Raw genomic sequence first — 15,290 nt, 5'->3', positions numbered from 1 at the left:
CGCTCAGCACACGGCGGCCGGCCGGAGCCTCACCCGGCCACCCCCTCCACCCGCTCCACCAGCACGCTCCCGGACGCCCTGGCCACCACGGCCGACTCGCCCCGTACCGCCCCCGGGTCCAGCGCGACGCGGTGCCGGCCGGCCTCCAGGACGCCGTCGAAGGCCTCCTGGACGTGGGTGCGGTGGAACCGTCCGAGGCGGTACGCGGTGACACGGACCCGGCAGGGGAAGGCCACCTCCAGGTGCGCGGCACCGTCGGCGACGGCCAGCCCGGTGAGCCGCCGGTGGCGGAGCGGACCGCGGTCCAGGGCCTGCTCCACCTGGGCGACGAGCAGCGGCACGGCCGGGACCCGCTCGTCGACATAGGCGACGTCCGCCCCGGCGCGCTCGAACGCCTCGCGTACGGCGGCCCGTTCCGGCTCGCCGACCGCTCGCGCGAACACGACGGCGCCGTAGCCGCGCAGTTCCTCCGCGGCGACGTCGACGACGTCCGGGGTGATCTCCGCGCCGATGCCGATGGCGCGCAGCGCGGCGGCCGGCCGGGCGAGAACAGCGGTCCGGGCACCGATCAGCAGCACCCGGCGGCGCGCCCCGGCCCGGCCATCGGCCTCGTCGAGCGGGGCGGTACCGATCCGTGCCGTGCCGATCAGCTCCGTACCGCTCAGTGCCGTGTCGTTCCGCTCCGTGTCGATCAGCTCCGTGCCGCTCAGGGCCCTGAGCGCGGTGCGGTACTCGGGGCCGCGGAAGCGGAACGGGCCCGTGCCGTGGTAGCCGTCACGTTCCAGGTCCGCGTGCTCGCCGGTCTGCCAGGCGAAATCCCGCCAGACGACGTCGTCGCCGTCGCGCTCGATGACGGCGGTGACCGCGCCGCAGGCCAGGTCCTCGCACTCGGGGCAGCCGTAGATCACGAACCGGCCGTCCGGGAGCGGCGGTGCGGTCTCCAGCAGCAGGGCGCTCACCTGTGCGGTGAAGACGGCGGGCGGGACGTCGGAGGCGAGCGGGGAGACCGCGTCGAGGTCGGAGAGCAGCAGGAGCAGCGGGCGTCCGTCGACGATGAAGTCCACGAAGTCGCGGTGGACCCGGTGGCCGCCGTCGGCGAGGACACCGCCTGCGCGGATCGCCGGGGCCAGGCCGAAGGTCGCGTATGCGGCGCACATGCTGTGAGTATCCCCACGCCGGGACGGATGTGAGCACGGCATGACATATTCCGTCAGCGCCCGCCACGCCCGGCGCGAGGCGTACCGGCGCCGGGCGTGGCGGGCGTCAGGCACCGGTGCCGGGCGGTGGCGGGCGCGCGGCCCCGGAGGGCTGGGCGCCCGCCACCGCCCGGCACCGGCAGGGGTGCCGGAGAGCCGTCAGCTCGCGGGGACGTGCCGCGCGGTCTGCGGTGCCCGGACGCCGTTCCAGGTCCGCGGTGCGGGAGCGGGGTGCGCGCCGCCCGAGGTGGCGCGGGCGAAGGCGGCCGCGCCACCGGTGACCGGAACGACGGCGGTCGTGCGTGACAGGTCCAGGGTGAGGGTGGGCCGGCTGGACGGCGGGTCGATGAGGTCCTTGTCCGTGCCCGCCACGATCAGCGCCAGGCGGTGGCCCTTGGGGACGACGTGGTCGGTGGCCGCCAGGTCCAGGGTCATCGTGTAGGCCCGGCCCGGGGTGAGCGGTTCGCCCCGGTCGAGGGAGGCGTGGTGGCCGAGGTCGGCCCAGCCGCGGCTGATCACCGTGTAGTCGACACCGACGGTCTTCGCCCGGGTGGCCTTGAAGCAGGCGCTGTCCCCGGCCGTGCTCTCGCCCCAGCAGGTGCGGTCGGTGAGGGTGGTGATGCCCTCGGCGGCGTCGGCGTAGTCGCGGATGGTGTCCGGTCCGAGGTCCACCAGGGCGGCGGTCAGGTGGGCCGAGGCGGTGGAGGGGGTGGCGGTGACGGTCACCCGGGAGGAGCCGGACAGCCGCAGGTCGCGGCCGAGCGGGGCGGTGAGGAAGCCGGCCTTCTCCGGTGTGGGCGTGGTGAGGTGGGCGGCCCAGTCCGTCTCGCCGAGTCCGGGGTCGTCGGTGAAGGACGCGGTGCCGTGGGCCGTGCGCAGGCCCAGCGTGCCGACACCGGCCGTGGTGCCGGGGGCCGGACGCAGGGTGGTGGCCGCGGTGCCGTGCGGCGGCCAGGCCGTGGAGGTGACCCACTGGTCGGGGTGGCGCTCGATGTCGGCCATCGGCTCGCGGTCGATTCCGTTGTCGTAGCCGAGGAGTTCGTGGTCGAACCAGCGGTGCAGGGTGTCGACCCAGGCGCCGCGCCGGTAGTCGAAGGGGTCGACGTGCCCGGTCTGGGAGAGCCAGATCTTCCGCTCGACCCCGTGCTTCGCGAGCGCGTCCCACCACTGACCGAAGTGCTTGGTGCGGACGTTGAGGTCCTGCATGCCGTGCACGAGGAAGACGCTGGCGCGGACCTTCCCGGCGTCCTTCACGTAGTCCCGCTCGGTCCACAGCGGGGTCCAGTCGCCGCTGCGCGGGCTGCCGTCGGCGAGCTTCCGCTGTACGGCCGCGCAGTGGGCCGTCGCGTCGTCGCTCTCGACGTAGCCGGCCAGTTCGTCGGGGCCGCCGTCGTACAGCGGGGCGCCCTGGGCGAAGTAGTAGTCGTACCAGGAGGAGATGCCGCTGATCGGGACGATGGTCTTCAGACCCTTGACGCCGGTGGCGGCGACGCCGTTGGCGATCGTGGCGTCCCAGCTCTTGCCGATCATGCCGGTCCTGCCGTTGCTCCAGCCGGCCCTGACCGGGGTGCCGCCGGTACGGCTGCTGTAGGCCCTGGCGCGGCCGTTCAGCCAGTCGACGACAGCCTTGGCGGACTGGATGTCGGAGCGGCCGCCGACGTCGACGCAGCCGTCGGAGCGGTCGGTGCCGGCCAGGTCGACACCGACGAAGGCATAGCCGCGAGGAACGAAGTAATTGTCATAGAAAAGAGGCATCTGGACGACGTTGCCCTGCGCGTCGTACGTCTTGAGCTGGCTCTCGTTGCCGCGCCCGCAGCAGGAGTAGTACGGGCTGGCGTCCATGATGACGGGCACCTTGTGGCCCTGGCGGGCCGGTTCGGACGGGCGGACGATGTCCGCGGCGACGCGGTCGGTGCGCCCGTCGCCGTCCCCGTCGAGGCCGGTGTCCACCCAGACGGACTCGCGGACGGCGTGCGCGTACGAGTACACGGGCCGGCTTTCGCGGGGCGCGGCCTGAGCGGCGGCGGGGGTGAGGAGGGCGGCCGTCAGGGCTGCGACGGCCGCGGTGACGAACGTTCTCCAGAGCGTGAAGCGCGTACGTTTCGGCATGGGCGGACGGTACTCCGGCCAACTCCCGCACAGAAGGGGGCATCACGGTGACCGGTGGGACTCGTGACGGCCGGATGGCAATCGTGTGACACGAGGGGCCATGGACAGGGCAGGGGTCACCGGGTCTGAATAGGCTCCGAACAGACTTCCTGTCCCGACGACTTGGAGCTGACGTGCACCGCAGAATCATCGCGCCGGGAGCACTGGCGGCGGCCTCCCTCCTGCTGGCGATCCCGGCATCGGCCGCGAGCCACTCCCCCGGAGCGCCGGGCATCGGCGACCCCTACTACCCGTACTACGGCAACGGCGGCTACGACGTCTCGCACTACGACCTGCGGCTGCAGTACCAGCCGCGGACGGACGAACTGCAGGGCACCGCGACCATCCTGGCGAGGACCACGCAGGATCTCTCCAGCTTCGACCTGGACTTCCTGCTGGACGTGAGCGAGGTGCGGGTCAACGGGGCCAAGGCGTCCTTCGCGGCGTCCGGACAGCACGAACTGGTCGTCACCCCGCACACGCCGCTGGCCAAGGGGACGCCCCTCACCGTCGTCGTCCGCTACAGCGGGGTGCCGTCGGCCAAGAGCGCCTACGGTTTCACCACCTGGCACCGCACCCCCGACGGCGCGGTGGCCGCCGACGAGCCCGAGGCCGCCTGGTGGTGGTTCCCGAGCAACGACCACCCCAGCGACAAGGCCACCTACGACGTCTCCGTCGCCGTCCCGGACGGCACCCAGGCCATCTCCAACGGCACCCTGCAGTCGACCAGCTCGAAGCTGGGCTGGACGCGCTACAACTGGCGGCAGGACAAGCCCCAGGCGACCTATCTGTCCACGCTCGCCCTCGGGAAGTTCGACATCACGACCGGCACCTCCGACGGCGGTGTGCCCGTGATCAACGCCTACAGCACCGACCTCGGCGCCAACGACGGAGCCGCGCGCGCCAGTGTGGAGCGCACCGGGGAGATCGTGGACTGGCTGAGCGGCTACTTCGGGCCGTATCCGTTCGCCTCGGCCGGCGGGTACGTACCGAACACCACCACGGGCTACGCGCTGGAGACGCAGACCCGCGTCTACTACAGCCCGAAGCAGTTCGCGAACGGCTCCAACACCTCCGTGGTCGTCCACGAGCTGGCCCACCAGTGGTACGGCGACGACGTGTCGCTCAAGGGCTGGAAGGACATCTGGATCAACGAGGGCTTCGCCCGGTACGCGCAGTGGCTGTGGTCCGAGCACGAGGGCGAGGGCACCACGCGGGAGCTCGCCGACTACGTGTACGCCTCCCACCCGGCCGACGACGCGTTCTGGACGGTCAAGCCCGGCGACCCGGGCCCGGACGCCCAGTTCGACCTCGCCGTCTACGACCGGGGCGCGCTCGCCATCCAGGCGCTGCGCGACGAGATCGGCGACGACGCGTTCTTCGCCGTCCTGAAGGGCTGGCCGAAGGAGCACGCCTACGGCAACGCCTCCGTCGCCGACTTCCAGAAGTACGCCGAGGAGGTCTCCGGCAAGCCGCTGGCCGCTCTGTTCGACACCTGGCTGTTCCAGCCGGTGAAGCCGGCGGCTCCGGCCGGGGGCGTGGCGACCCTCACCGGACCGGCCAAGGCGGGCAGGGCGGCCGGTCCGGGCGACACGGCCGCAGCGGCCGGGGCGGTCGTCCAGCCGAGGTCGTGGAAGAAGATCGAGGCGACGAACGACGTGCACTGACGTCCCGGAGAGCGGGTGGTGAACGGTCGTCCCGGCGAACGGTCATTCCGGTGAACGCCCATCCCCGGTGAACGGTCATCCCCCGCTCTCCCCCACGTCGTACACCGTCACCGCGATCCCCCGCTTCACCAGCCGCTCGGTGACGAGCGGCTCGACGTGGGACCACCGTCCGCCCGCGAGGCCGCAGCCTATGCGGGGCATGTGCACGCGGGCACCGAGCTCGGCCGCCTTTGGGGCGAGGCGGCCGAGGGCGGTGTCGATCGCCTCGTAACGCACGGGGACGCTCTTGCCGCCCCGTGCGATGCCGTGCTGGCCGATCATGTTGGCCACCCACAGGCGCGGCTCGACCTGGACCAGCTGGACCGCGCCCAGAGCGAAGTCGTTGTCCGCCCGGCCGCGGTACCAGGCGCGGTACGCCGCCTCCGGTTCCGGCCAGCGGCGCGAGAGCGCCAGGACGAAGCCTCTCCCCCAGCCCCCGATGTCGTTGCAGACATGGGCGATCACCTGGGCGCCGGCCCCGGACACAGCGGTGGCGTCACCCCGGACATACCTGATATCCGACATGACGCCACCGTAGGCGCTGCCACTGGCAGTGGCTCCGAGCCGCTACTTCGTGAGGTTCGCCAGTTCCTTGTCGGCGGTGGCGGAGACCCGGCGGCGCACGCCGAACCAGCCGGCGACCAGCAGGACGGCGATGACGGGGATCAGCAGCAGGGTCTTGCGGCCGACCTCGGGGTCGTTCCACATCATGCCGAGGCAGACCAGCAGGAAGGTGATCGTGGCGATCTCCGTGACGGGGCTGCCCTTGAGGCGGAAGTTCGGCCGGGTGACCTGGCCCGCCTTGGCCCGCCGGACGAAGACCACGTGGCAGAGCATGATGATCACCCAGGTGCTGATGATGCCGAGGGAGGCGACGTTCAGCACGATCTCGAAGGCCTGGGACGGCACCAGGTAGTTCAGGCCGACGCCGAGCACGCACACCCCGCAGGTGAGCAGGATGCCGCCGTAGGGGACCTGCCTGCGGTTCATCCGGGCGGTGAACTTGGGCGCCGAGCCCGCCATCGCCATGGAACGCAGGATGCGGCCGGTGGAGTACAGGCCGGAGTTCAGCGACGACATGGCGGCGGTCAGCACGACCAGGTTCATCACGTCGCCGGCGGCCGGCACGCCGATCTTCGACAGCACCGTCACGAACGGGCTCTGGTCGCCCGAGTAGACCGAGCCGGGCAGCAGCAGGGCGAGGAGGACGACGGAGCCGACGTAGAAGAGGGCCACGCGCCACATGATCGAGTTGACCGCGCGCGGGACGACCTTCTGCGGCTCGGCGGTCTCGCCGGCCGCGACGCCGACCAGCTCCAGCGCGGCGTACGCGAAGATGACGCCCTGCATGACCAGGACGGCCGGCATCATGCCGTGCGGGAAGAGCCCGCCGTGCTGCGTGATCACGCCGAGGCCGGGGGTGTGGCCGCCGACCTTGTGCTGGGTGGCGAGCAGGAAGATGCCGACCAGCATGAAGCCGACGATGGTGGCGACCTTGACGATCGCGAACCAGAACTCCATCTCACCGAAGATCTTCACGGAGATCAGGTTCACCGCCAGGACCACCGCGAGGGCGATCAGCGCGAGCACCCACTGCGGGATGGTCGTGAACATGCTCCAGTAGTGCGTGTAGAGCGCGATCGCGGTGATGTCGGCGATGCCGGTGGTCGACCAGTTCAGGAAGTACATCCAGCCGGCGACGTAGGCACCCTTCTCGCCGAGGAACTCGCGCGCGTACGACACGAAGGACCCGGACGAGGGCCGGTAGAGGACGAGCTCGCCGAGGGCGCGTACGACGAAGAAGGCGAACACGCCGCAGACCAGGTAGGCCACGGCGAGGGCGGGGCCCGCGTTGTGCAGGCGGCCGCCGGCACCCAGCAGAAGGCCGGTGCCGATGGCGCCGCCGATCGCGATCATGTTGACATGGCGGGCCTTGAGGTCCTTGCTGTAGCCGGCGTCACCCGCGTCCGCGGGAGCCTGGGCCACCTGCGCAGGGGCGGTGGCCGGTGCCGATTCCACGGCGTCCTTGCTCACGGTGGTTCCACTTTCCTGGTGCGCCCGGACCGCGAGGGCCCGGGGTCGGTACAGTCCGGCCCGCACCGGCTCGGCGAAGAGTGGTACAGACCAAGCCAGCAGTTTCTCAGAGAGATCACCGATTTGCGGTGGTCCAGGTCACAGAGCGGCTCTTCTCACACGACCTCCCCGGGTTACACACCTTTGGTGAGACAGCAATACTGCTCGACATGACGACCGAGGCCGAGGAGCCGACCCTCACCATCGACGAGCTGGCCGCGCGGTCGGGCGTGACCGTGCGCACGGTCCGCTTCTACAGCAGCCGCGGGCTGCTCCCGCCGCCGGAGATCGGTCCGCGCCGGGTGGGGCGGTACGGGCGCGCGCACGCGGCCCGGCTGGCGCTGATCGACGAGCTGCAGCTCCAGGGCATGACGCTCGCCGCGATCGAGCGGTATCTGCGGCACCTGCCGGCCGACCTGACCGAGCAGGATCTGGCCGTGCACCGGGCCGTGGTGTCCTCGTGGGCCCCCGAGGCGGTGGAGACGCTCACGCGCGAGGAGCTGGGCCGGCGGGCCGGACGTCCGCTGAGCGACGAGGACGTGCGCCGGCTGATGGCGTTGGACATGATCGCCCGCGCCGAGGACGGAGAGCACGGGGAGAGCCGGGAGGCCGGAGAGAGCCGGGAGGCCGGAGAGAGCCGGGAGGCCGGAGAGAGCCGGGAGGCCGGAGAGAGCCGGGAGGCCGGAGAGAACGGGGAAGGCGGGGGGAACGCCTACCGCGTCGACTCCGCTCTGCTCCGGCTCGGTGTGCAGCTCCTGGACGTCCCGCTGTCCCAGGAGGTGATCCTCGCGGCCCGCACCGCGCTCATGGAGCACTCCCGCGCCGCGGCCCAGGAGATGTCGCGGTTGCTGCGGGACGCGGTGCGCGAACGGGACGCGCGGGACGTGCGCTCGCTGTCCGCGCACATGGAGCCGCTGGTGGTGCAGGCCCTGCTCACGGCGTTCCAGCGGTCCCTGAAGCAGGAGCTGCGGGAATGGCTGAAGGACGCCGAGGGCGCACCCCGGGACGACGAGCGTCCCCGGGGTGCGCCCGGTGCGTGAGACGGCGTGGAGGGCGGCGTGTGAGGCGGCGCCTCAGCGCGCGTCGGTGAAGGTCTCGCCCTTCTCCGCCTTCGCCACGAGCAGCGCGGGCGGCGTGAACCGCTCGCCGTAGCGCTCGGCGAGCTCACGCGCGCGTGCCACGAAGCCGGGCAGGCCTCCGTCGTAGCCGTTGATGTACTGGAGCACGCCACCGGTCCAGCCCGGGAAGCCGATGCCGAAGACGGAGCCGATGTTGGCGTCGGCGACCGAGGTCAGCACGCCCTCTTCGAGGAGCCGTACGGTGTCCAGCGCCTCGGCGAAGAGCATTCGCTCCTGCATGTCGCGGAAGGGGATCTCGTACCCGGGCTTGGCGAAGTGCTCGCGCAGGCCCGGCCACAGTCCGGCCCGCTTGCCGTCCTCGGTGTAGTCGTAGAAGCCGGCGCCGCCGCTGCGGCCGGGGCGGTCGAACTCGTCGACGAGCCGGTCGATGACGGCCTCGGCGGGGTGCGGGGTCCAGGTGCCGCCGGCCTCCTCCACGGCCCGCTTCGTCTCGTTTCGGATCTTGCGCGGGAGGGTGAGGGTCAGCTCGTCCATGAGGGAGAGCACCTTGGCGGGGTAGCCGGCCTGGGCGGCGGCCTGCTCCACGGAGGCGGGCGCGATGCCCTCGCCGATCATGGCGACGCCCTCGTTGATGAAGTGGCCGATCACCCGGGAGGTGAAGAAGCCGCGCGAGTCGTTGACGACGATCGGCGTCTTGTTGATCTGCCGGACCAGGTCGAAGGCGCGCGCGAGGGCCTCGTCGCCGGTCCGCTCGCCCTTGATGATCTCCACCAGCGGCATCTTGTCGACGGGCGAGAAGAAGTGCAGCCCGATGAAGTCGCCCTGGCGCTCGACGCCCTCGGCGAGGGCGGTGATGGGCAGGGTGGAGGTGTTGGAGCACAGCAGCGCGTCGGGCGCGACGACGGACTCGATCTCCTGGAAGACCTTGTGCTTGAGGGTGGTGTCCTCGAAGACGGCCTCGATCACCGCGTCGCAGCCGGCAAGGTCGGCCACGTCGGCGCTGGGGGTGATGCGGGCGAGCAGCGCGTCGGCCTTCTCCTGGCTGGTGCGGCCCCGGGCGACGGCCTTGGCGCACAGCTTCTCGGAGTAGCTCTTGCCCTTGAGGGCCGCCTCCAGGGAGACGTCCTTCAGGACGACGTCGATGCCCGCGCGGGCGCACGAGTAGGCGATGCCGGCGCCCATCATGCCGGCGCCGAGGACGGCAGCCTTGCGGACCTTGCGGGGCTCGACGCCCTTGGGGCGGTTGGCGCCGGAGTTGACGGCCTGGAGGTCGAAGAAGAAGGCCTGGATCATGTTCTTCGAGGTCTGCCCGGCGGCCAGCTCCACGAAGTAGCGGGCCTCGATGACCTGGGCGGTCTCGAAGTCGACCTGAGCACCCTCGACGGCCGCGGCGAGGATGTTGCGCGGAGCCGGGTAGGGAGCGCCGCCGGTCTGCTTGCGCAGGCTGGCGGGGAAGGCCGGCAGGTTGGCGGCGAACTTCGGGTTGGCGGGCGTGCCGCCGGGGATGCGGTAGCCGGGCCTGTCCCAGGGCTGCGCCGACTCGGGGTTGGCGTCGATGAAGGCGCGCGCCTTGGCGAGCATGTCCTGCGGGGTCTCGGCCACCTCGTGGACGAGCCCGTTGTCGAGCGCGCGACGGGGGCTGTACTGGGTGCCCTGCACGAGCACCTTCAGCAGGGCGTCGGCGATGCCGAGCAGGCGGACGGTGCGGACGACCCCGCCGCCGCCGGGGAGCAGGCCGAGGGTGACCTCGGGGCAGCCGATCTTGGAGCCGGGCGCGTCGAGCGCGACGCGGTGGTGGCAGGCCAGGGCGAGTTCGAAGCCTCCGCCGAGGGCCGCGCCGTTCATGGCGGCGACGACGGGCTTGCCGAGCGTCTCGATGCGGCGCAGGTTCCGCTTGATGGCGAGGCCGCCGTCGAAGAGCTCCTGGGCGGTCTCGGGGGTGACGCGGATCAGGTCGCGCAGGTCGCCGCCGGCGAAGAAGGTCTTCTTGGCGGAGGTGAGGATGATGCCCCGGATGGAGTCCTTCTCGGCCTCCAGCCGGTCGGTGATCGCGGCGAGGGAGTCGCGGAACGCCTGGTTCATGGTGTTCGCGGACTGGTCCGGGTCGTCCAGGACGAGGGTGACGACACCGGTGTCGTCCTGCTCCCAGCGGATGGTGGTGCTCTCGGTCATGACAGTCGTCTCCGTTGAGGTCTCGTGGTTCCGCGGGGAGTTCAGACGCGCTCGATGACGGTGGCGACGCCCATGCCGCCGCCCACGCACAGGGTGGCGAGGCCGTAACGCTTGTCCTGGCGCTCGAGTTCGTCCACGAGGCTGCCGAGGATCATCGCGCCGGTGGCGCCGAGGGGGTGGCCCAGCGCGATGGCGCCGCCGTTGACGTTGACCTTGTCCAGGGACAGGCCCATGTCCTTCACGAAGCGCAGGACGACCGCGGCGAACGCCTCGTTGATCTCGACGAGGTCGATGTCGTCGATGGTCAGGCCGGCCTTGGCGAGCGCCTTGCGGGTGGCGGGGGCGGGGCCGGTGAGCATGATGGTGGGCTCGGAGCCGGAGACGGCGGCGGAGACGATCCGGGCGCGCGGGGTGAGGCCGTAGCGCTCGCCGATCTCCTTGGAGCCGATCGCGACGAGGGAGGCGCCGTCGACGATGCCGGAGGAGTTGCCCGCGTGGTGGACGTGGTCGATCTTCTCCACCCAGTGGTACTTCTGCAGCGCGACCGCGTCGAAGCCGCCCAGCTCGCCGATGTCCGCGAAGGAGGGCTTGAGCTTCGCGAGGGAGTCGGCGGTGGTGCCGGGGCGCATGTGCTCGTCGTGGTCGAGGACGACCAGGCCGTTGCGGTCCTTCACGGGGACCACGGAGCGGTCGAAGCGGCCCTCCTTCCAGGCGGTGGCGGCGCGCTCCTGGGACAGCGCCGAGTACTCGTCGACGTCGCGGCGGGAGAAGCCCTCGATGGTGGCGATGAGGTCGGCGCCGATGCCCTGCGGGGCGAAGTTGGTGGCGATGTTGGTCATCGGGTCGTTGAACCAGGCACCGCCGTCGGAGGCCATCGGCACCCGGGACATCGACTCCACGCCGCCGGCCAGGACCAGGTCCTCCCAGCCCGAGCGGACCTTGGCGGCCGCCATGTTGACGGCCTCCAGGCCGGAGGCACAGAAGCGGTTCTCCTGGACGCCGGCGACCGTGTCGGGCAGTCCGGCGGCGACCGCGGCGATCCGGGCGATGTCGGAGCCCTGGTCGCCGACGGGGCCGACGACGCCGAGCACGATGTCGTCGACGGCGGCCGGATCGAGGTCCGGGAAGCGGTCGCGGATCTCGTGGATGAGGCCGACGACCAGGTCGATGGGCTTCGTGCCGTGCAGGGCGCCGTTCGCCTTGCCGCGGCCGCGCGGGGTGCGGATCGCGTCGTACACGTACGCTTCGGTGCTCACTGGGATGCCTTTCGGGAGGGTGGGCCGAGCGGGGTCGGGCGAGGTCGGGCGAGGTCGTCGCCGGGCGGGCGAATCGGTGACGCGGCGTCAGGCGCCGCCTGCGGCGGGGGCGTCGGTCGGGCGCGCGGGGTGGACGGGGGTGGCGGGATCGGACCCGTCCGGCGCGGGAGCGGACCCGTCCGGCGCGGGAGCGGACCCGTCCGGCGCGGGATCGGACCCGTCCGGCGCGGGAGCGGACCCGTCCGGCGCGGGAGCGGGCGTGCCGAGGGCCGGAGCGGGATCGTCCGGCGCGAGGGCGGGCGTGCCGGGGCCCGACTTGCCGGGGGCGGCAGTCGGCCCGTCCGGCGCGAGGGCTGGGATGTTCCAGTCCTGGGCGACCGTGTGGGTGCCGGTGCCGGGCAGGGCGGGGCCGGTGCGGACGGCGGTGGGGGTGGCGGAGAAGCGGGGGGCGGGGGCCGGCTGGGTGATGCCGCCGTGGTCGGTGAAGGTGCCGCGGGCGGCCAGGTGCGGATGGTGCGGGGCCTCGCGCAGGGACAGCACGGGGGCCACGCAGGCGTCCGAACCCTCGAAGACGGCCGTCCACTCCGCCCGGGTACGGGACTTGAAGCGGGCGGCGAGGGCCTCGCGCAGCTCGCCCCAGCGTGCCCAGTCCAGCTGGGCAGACGCCAGGTCCTCCAGGTCGAGCAGGCGCAGGAACTCGGCGTAGAACTGCGGCTCCAGTGCGCCGACGGCCATGTACAGGCCGTCACCGGTCTCGTAGGTGCCGTAGTACGGGCAGCCGCCGTCCAGCAGGTTGGCGCCGCGCCGGTCCTGCCAGGCGCCCGCGGCCAGCATGCCGTGGATCATCGCGGAGAGGTGCGCCGTACCGTCGACGATCGCGGCGTCCACGACCTGCCCGGCGCCGCTCTCGCGCGCGTGGTGGAGTGCGGCGAGGACGCCGACGACGAGGTAGAGGGAGCCGCCCGCGTAGTCGCCGAGCAGGTTGGCGGGGAAGGCCGGGGGCTCGTCCGGGCGCCCGGTCATACCGAGGGCGCCGGTGACGGCGATGTAGGCCACGTCGTGGCCGGCGCGCTCGGCGAGGGGGCCGTCCTGGCCCCAGCCGGTCATGCGGCCGTAGACCAGACGGGGGTTGCGGGCGTGGCAGGCCTCGGGGCCGATGCCGAGCCGCTCGGCGACGCCGGGGCGGTAGCCCTCGACGAGGATGTCGGCGCGCTCGGCGAGGTCGAGCACGCGCGCGGGTCCGTCCGGCGTCTTGAGGTCGACGATCACCGAGCGCTTGTTGCGGTTGGTCACGTCGTGCGCGGGGTCGATGCCGAGGCCGGGGCCGCCCGGGCGGTCCACCCGGACCACGTCGGCGCCGAGGTCGGCCAGCAGCATGGCGGCGAAGGGCCCGGGCCCGATGCCGGCCAGCTCGACCACGCGCACGCCGTGCAGCGGGCCGTGCCGCCCTGGCGTCTGTGCCTTCGTCATGCCGTCCAGCCCCCAAGCGCGTGTGACACAACTGATGTAACACCGGTGATGCTAAGAACGTGTCCGACCGGACACAAGACCTAACGAGCAAGCGCTTAGCCAAGTGCCCGGCGAGCCGGTGCCGCGGAAGGCCGGAACGCGACGGGTTCCGCTGTCAACCGCTCGGGGGGCGACCCGCCCGACGGCTCTCCTCGATCCGGTCGCACGGCGGCCCCGCGAGCCCGGCGCCGGGCGGGGAGAGCGCGGACCCGCGCGCTTTCTCCCGCTTCTTCAGGGCATTCCTGGCCACCGCCACCGCTGCCTCCGGGCTGGTCGTCCGACTCCGCACTCCTCACGCTAGCCTCAGCCACCGACAGCGGCACGGGCTGCACGACCAAGGGGTGCCATGAGCAGGCTGAACAGGACAGACCGTCCCTACGACATCGTCCTCTTCGGAGCCACCGGCTTCGTGGGCACGCTGACGGCGGAGTACCTCGCCGCGCACGCGCCCGAAGGCCTGCGCTGGGCGATCGCGGGCCGCGACGAGGAGAAGCTGGAACGGCTGCGCGAGCGGCTGCCCGGCGGCGAGGGCGTCGGGGTGCTGCGGGCCGACGTGGGCGATCCCGCCACCCTGCGCGCTCTCGCGGAGCACGCGCGCGTGGTGGCCACGACCGTGGGGCCGTACCTCACCTACGGCGAGGAACTCGTCGCCGCCTGCGCGGACACCGGCACCGACTACCTCGACCTGACCGGCGAGCCCGAGTTCGTGGACCTGATGTACGTCCGGCACGACGCACGCGCGCGGGAGACCGGCTCCCGCCTCGTGCACGCCTGCGGATTCGACTCCGTGCCGCACGACCTGGGCGTGTACTTCACGGTGCGGCAGCTGCCCGAGGGGGTGCCGCTGACCGTGGACGGCTTCGTGACCGCCGACGCGGCCTTCTCCGGGGGCACGCTGGCCTCGGCCCTGAACCAGTTCGCGCGCGGCCGGCGGATGCGGGCCGCGGCCCGCGACCGCGGCCGCCACGAACCGCGCCTGATGGACCGCCGGGTGGCCGCCCCGGCCGGCGCGCCCCGGTTCGCCAGGGAGGTCGGCGCCTGGGCACTCCCGCTGCCGACGCTCGACCCGCAGATCGTGCGCCGCTCGGCCAAGGCCCTGGACCGGTACGGCCCCGACTTCCGCTACCGGCACTACGCCGCGGTCAGGCACCTGCCGGTCGCCGCGGGCGGCGCCGCCGCGGTCACCGCACTCGCGGCCGCCGCCCAACTGCCGTCCGCCCGGCGCTGGCTGTCCGACCGTCTCAGGCCCGGCGACGGCCCGAGCCCCGAGAAGCGGGCGAAGAGCTGGTTCCGGCTGCGCTTCGTCGGCGAGGGCGGCGGCCGCCGCGTCTTCACCGAGGTCTCGGGCGGCGACCCCGGTTACGACGAGACGGCCAAGATGTTCGCCGAATCGGCCCTGTGCCTGGCGTTCGACCCAACCCCGCCGACATCCGGCCAGGTCACCACGGTCACCGCGATGGGCGACGCCCTGACCGAGCGGCTGCGCGCGGCGGGCATCACGTTCCGGGTGGCGGCCGAACGGGAGCAGGCCCCTACGACCGCCGGCTGACACCCAGGACGCCGCGAGCCGTCGACTACCGACCGAAAACGGCAGTTGACGGCCATCGGCTCTACCCGCGCCCGGCGGCGATCCAGTCCTCGCCGCACCGATGGCGGTCCAGGCCCACCGCGGTGAACTCGTCCTCCGTGGCTCCTGCCACCACTCCCAGGCGTCGCAGTGCCTGGGAGACCGGACCGCCGTCGCGCGGGAACGCCTGTCCCTCCGGCAGGTGCAGCGGCCCCAGCACGAGTGCCCCGCCGTCCCAGACGGCTGCCCGCTCTTCGCCGACGCCACCGAAGTACTCGGACTCGACGTAGGCGACGGCTCCCGTGGTGGACCACCGGGCCAGGGTGCCGTCGAAGCCCGCCGGCAGCCGCCAGAACCCCAGGGGTTCCGCCGCGCTGCCGTCCGTGACGCCGTCGAACAGCTCGCGCGTCATCGGCATGAGCGAGAAGCCCTGGCCGACCGGCGCCGTCGCGGCCGCGGCGAGGCCGCGCGCGACGGCACGCAGCACCTCGTCCCTGGCTATCACTGCCTGGAGTTCGTACACCCCGGAGCCCCTTTCATGTCTCGTCCCCGGACCGGATCAAGTCTCGTCCTCGGACCGGATC

Annotated in this window: 11 protein-coding genes; 3 read left to right on the top strand and 8 right to left on the bottom strand. The window is 72.5% G+C overall.

Annotation, left to right across the window (positions count from 1 at the left end; all coding sequences use genetic code 11):
• Positions 1–29: 29 nt before the first annotated feature.
• Both OIB37_RS30590 and OIB37_RS30585 read right to left on the bottom strand, forming a co-directional pair.
• On the bottom strand, positions 30–1,157 hold the full coding sequence (locus OIB37_RS30590; protein WP_330460845.1) for an oxidoreductase: 1,128 nt from the start codon (positions 1,155–1,157) through the stop codon (positions 30–32).
• 198 nt (positions 1,158–1,355) lie between these two features.
• Entirely contained in the window at positions 1,356–3,305 is a 1,950-nt protein-coding gene (locus OIB37_RS30585; protein WP_330460844.1) for a Xaa-Pro dipeptidyl-peptidase, read from the bottom strand.
• Between the two features lie 173 nt (positions 3,306–3,478).
• On the opposite strand from OIB37_RS30585, the gene OIB37_RS30580 reads away from it, so the two are divergent.
• Complete coding sequence (locus OIB37_RS30580) at positions 3,479–5,011, top strand: M1 family metallopeptidase (RefSeq protein WP_330460843.1); 1,533 nt, start codon at positions 3,479–3,481, stop codon at positions 5,009–5,011.
• Between the two features lie 75 nt (positions 5,012–5,086).
• Here OIB37_RS30580 and OIB37_RS30575 read toward each other — a convergent pair whose 3' ends face one another.
• Both OIB37_RS30575 and OIB37_RS30570 read right to left on the bottom strand, forming a co-directional pair.
• Positions 5,087–5,575 (bottom strand): macro domain-containing protein, encoded by a 489-nt coding sequence (locus tag OIB37_RS30575; RefSeq protein WP_330460842.1) that lies wholly within the window; start codon positions 5,573–5,575, stop codon positions 5,087–5,089.
• A gap of 42 nt (positions 5,576–5,617) precedes the next feature.
• Positions 5,618–7,084 carry an amino acid permease gene (locus tag OIB37_RS30570; protein WP_330460841.1) on the bottom strand — a complete coding sequence of 489 codons (1,467 nt, stop codon included), beginning with the start codon at positions 7,082–7,084 and terminating at the stop codon, positions 5,618–5,620.
• A 209-nt stretch (positions 7,085–7,293) separates the two neighbouring features.
• Between OIB37_RS30570 and OIB37_RS30565 the strand changes: the two genes are divergently transcribed.
• Entirely contained in the window at positions 7,294–8,163 is an 870-nt protein-coding gene (locus tag OIB37_RS30565) for a MerR family transcriptional regulator (RefSeq protein ID WP_330460840.1), read from the top strand.
• A 33-nt stretch (positions 8,164–8,196) separates the two neighbouring features.
• On the opposite strand, the gene OIB37_RS30560 is transcribed toward OIB37_RS30565, so the two are convergent.
• The 3 genes from OIB37_RS30560 to OIB37_RS30550 all read right to left on the bottom strand — a co-directional run bounded on the left by OIB37_RS30560 (position 8,197) and on the right by OIB37_RS30550 (position 13,100).
• Positions 8,197–10,374 carry a 3-hydroxyacyl-CoA dehydrogenase NAD-binding domain-containing protein gene (locus OIB37_RS30560; protein ID WP_330460839.1) on the bottom strand — a complete coding sequence of 726 codons (2,178 nt, stop codon included), beginning with the start codon at positions 10,372–10,374 and terminating at the stop codon, positions 8,197–8,199.
• Positions 10,375–10,415: 41 nt separating this feature from the next.
• Positions 10,416–11,630: an acetyl-CoA C-acetyltransferase gene (locus OIB37_RS30555; protein WP_330460838.1), complete on the bottom strand. Its 1,215-nt coding sequence runs from the start codon at positions 11,628–11,630 to the stop codon at positions 10,416–10,418.
• Between the two features lie 87 nt (positions 11,631–11,717).
• Positions 11,718–13,100: a CaiB/BaiF CoA transferase family protein gene (locus tag OIB37_RS30550; RefSeq protein WP_330460837.1), complete on the bottom strand. Its 1,383-nt coding sequence runs from the start codon at positions 13,098–13,100 to the stop codon at positions 11,718–11,720.
• A gap of 385 nt (positions 13,101–13,485) precedes the next feature.
• Between OIB37_RS30550 and OIB37_RS30545 the strand changes: the two genes are divergently transcribed.
• Positions 13,486–14,688, top strand: coding sequence for a saccharopine dehydrogenase family protein (locus OIB37_RS30545; RefSeq protein ID WP_330460836.1), 1,203 nt, complete (start codon positions 13,486–13,488; stop codon positions 14,686–14,688).
• A 61-nt stretch (positions 14,689–14,749) separates the two neighbouring features.
• Here OIB37_RS30545 and OIB37_RS30540 read toward each other — a convergent pair whose 3' ends face one another.
• A complete protein-coding gene (locus tag OIB37_RS30540; protein ID WP_330460835.1) occupies positions 14,750–15,229 on the bottom strand; it encodes a hypothetical protein in 480 nt (159 codons plus the stop codon).
• Positions 15,230–15,290 lie beyond the last annotated feature (61 nt).

This window comes from Streptomyces sp. NBC_00820 (assembly GCF_036347055.1).
In the GTDB taxonomy this organism is placed as follows: Bacteria; Actinomycetota; Actinomycetes; order Streptomycetales; family Streptomycetaceae; genus Streptomyces.
Note: the sequence above shows the minus strand (reverse complement) of the source record. Positions and strands in the feature narration are given on the sequence as shown.

Coding starts and splice junctions, on each gene's coding strand:
- OIB37_RS30590 (WP_330460845.1), bottom strand. CDS start 1,157: ATGTGCGCCGCATACGCGACCTTCGGCCTGGCCCCGGCGATCCGCGCA.
- OIB37_RS30585 (WP_330460844.1), bottom strand. CDS start 3,305: ATGCCGAAACGTACGCGCTTCACGCTCTGGAGAACGTTCGTCACCGCG.
- OIB37_RS30575 (WP_330460842.1), bottom strand. CDS start 5,575: ATGTCGGATATCAGGTATGTCCGGGGTGACGCCACCGCTGTGTCCGGG.
- OIB37_RS30565 (WP_330460840.1), top strand. CDS start 7,294: ATGACGACCGAGGCCGAGGAGCCGACCCTCACCATCGACGAGCTGGCC.
- OIB37_RS30560 (WP_330460839.1), bottom strand. CDS start 10,374: ATGACCGAGAGCACCACCATCCGCTGGGAGCAGGACGACACCGGTGTC.
- OIB37_RS30550 (WP_330460837.1), bottom strand. CDS start 13,100: ATGACGAAGGCACAGACGCCAGGGCGGCACGGCCCGCTGCACGGCGTG.
- OIB37_RS30545 (WP_330460836.1), top strand. CDS start 13,486: ATGAGCAGGCTGAACAGGACAGACCGTCCCTACGACATCGTCCTCTTC.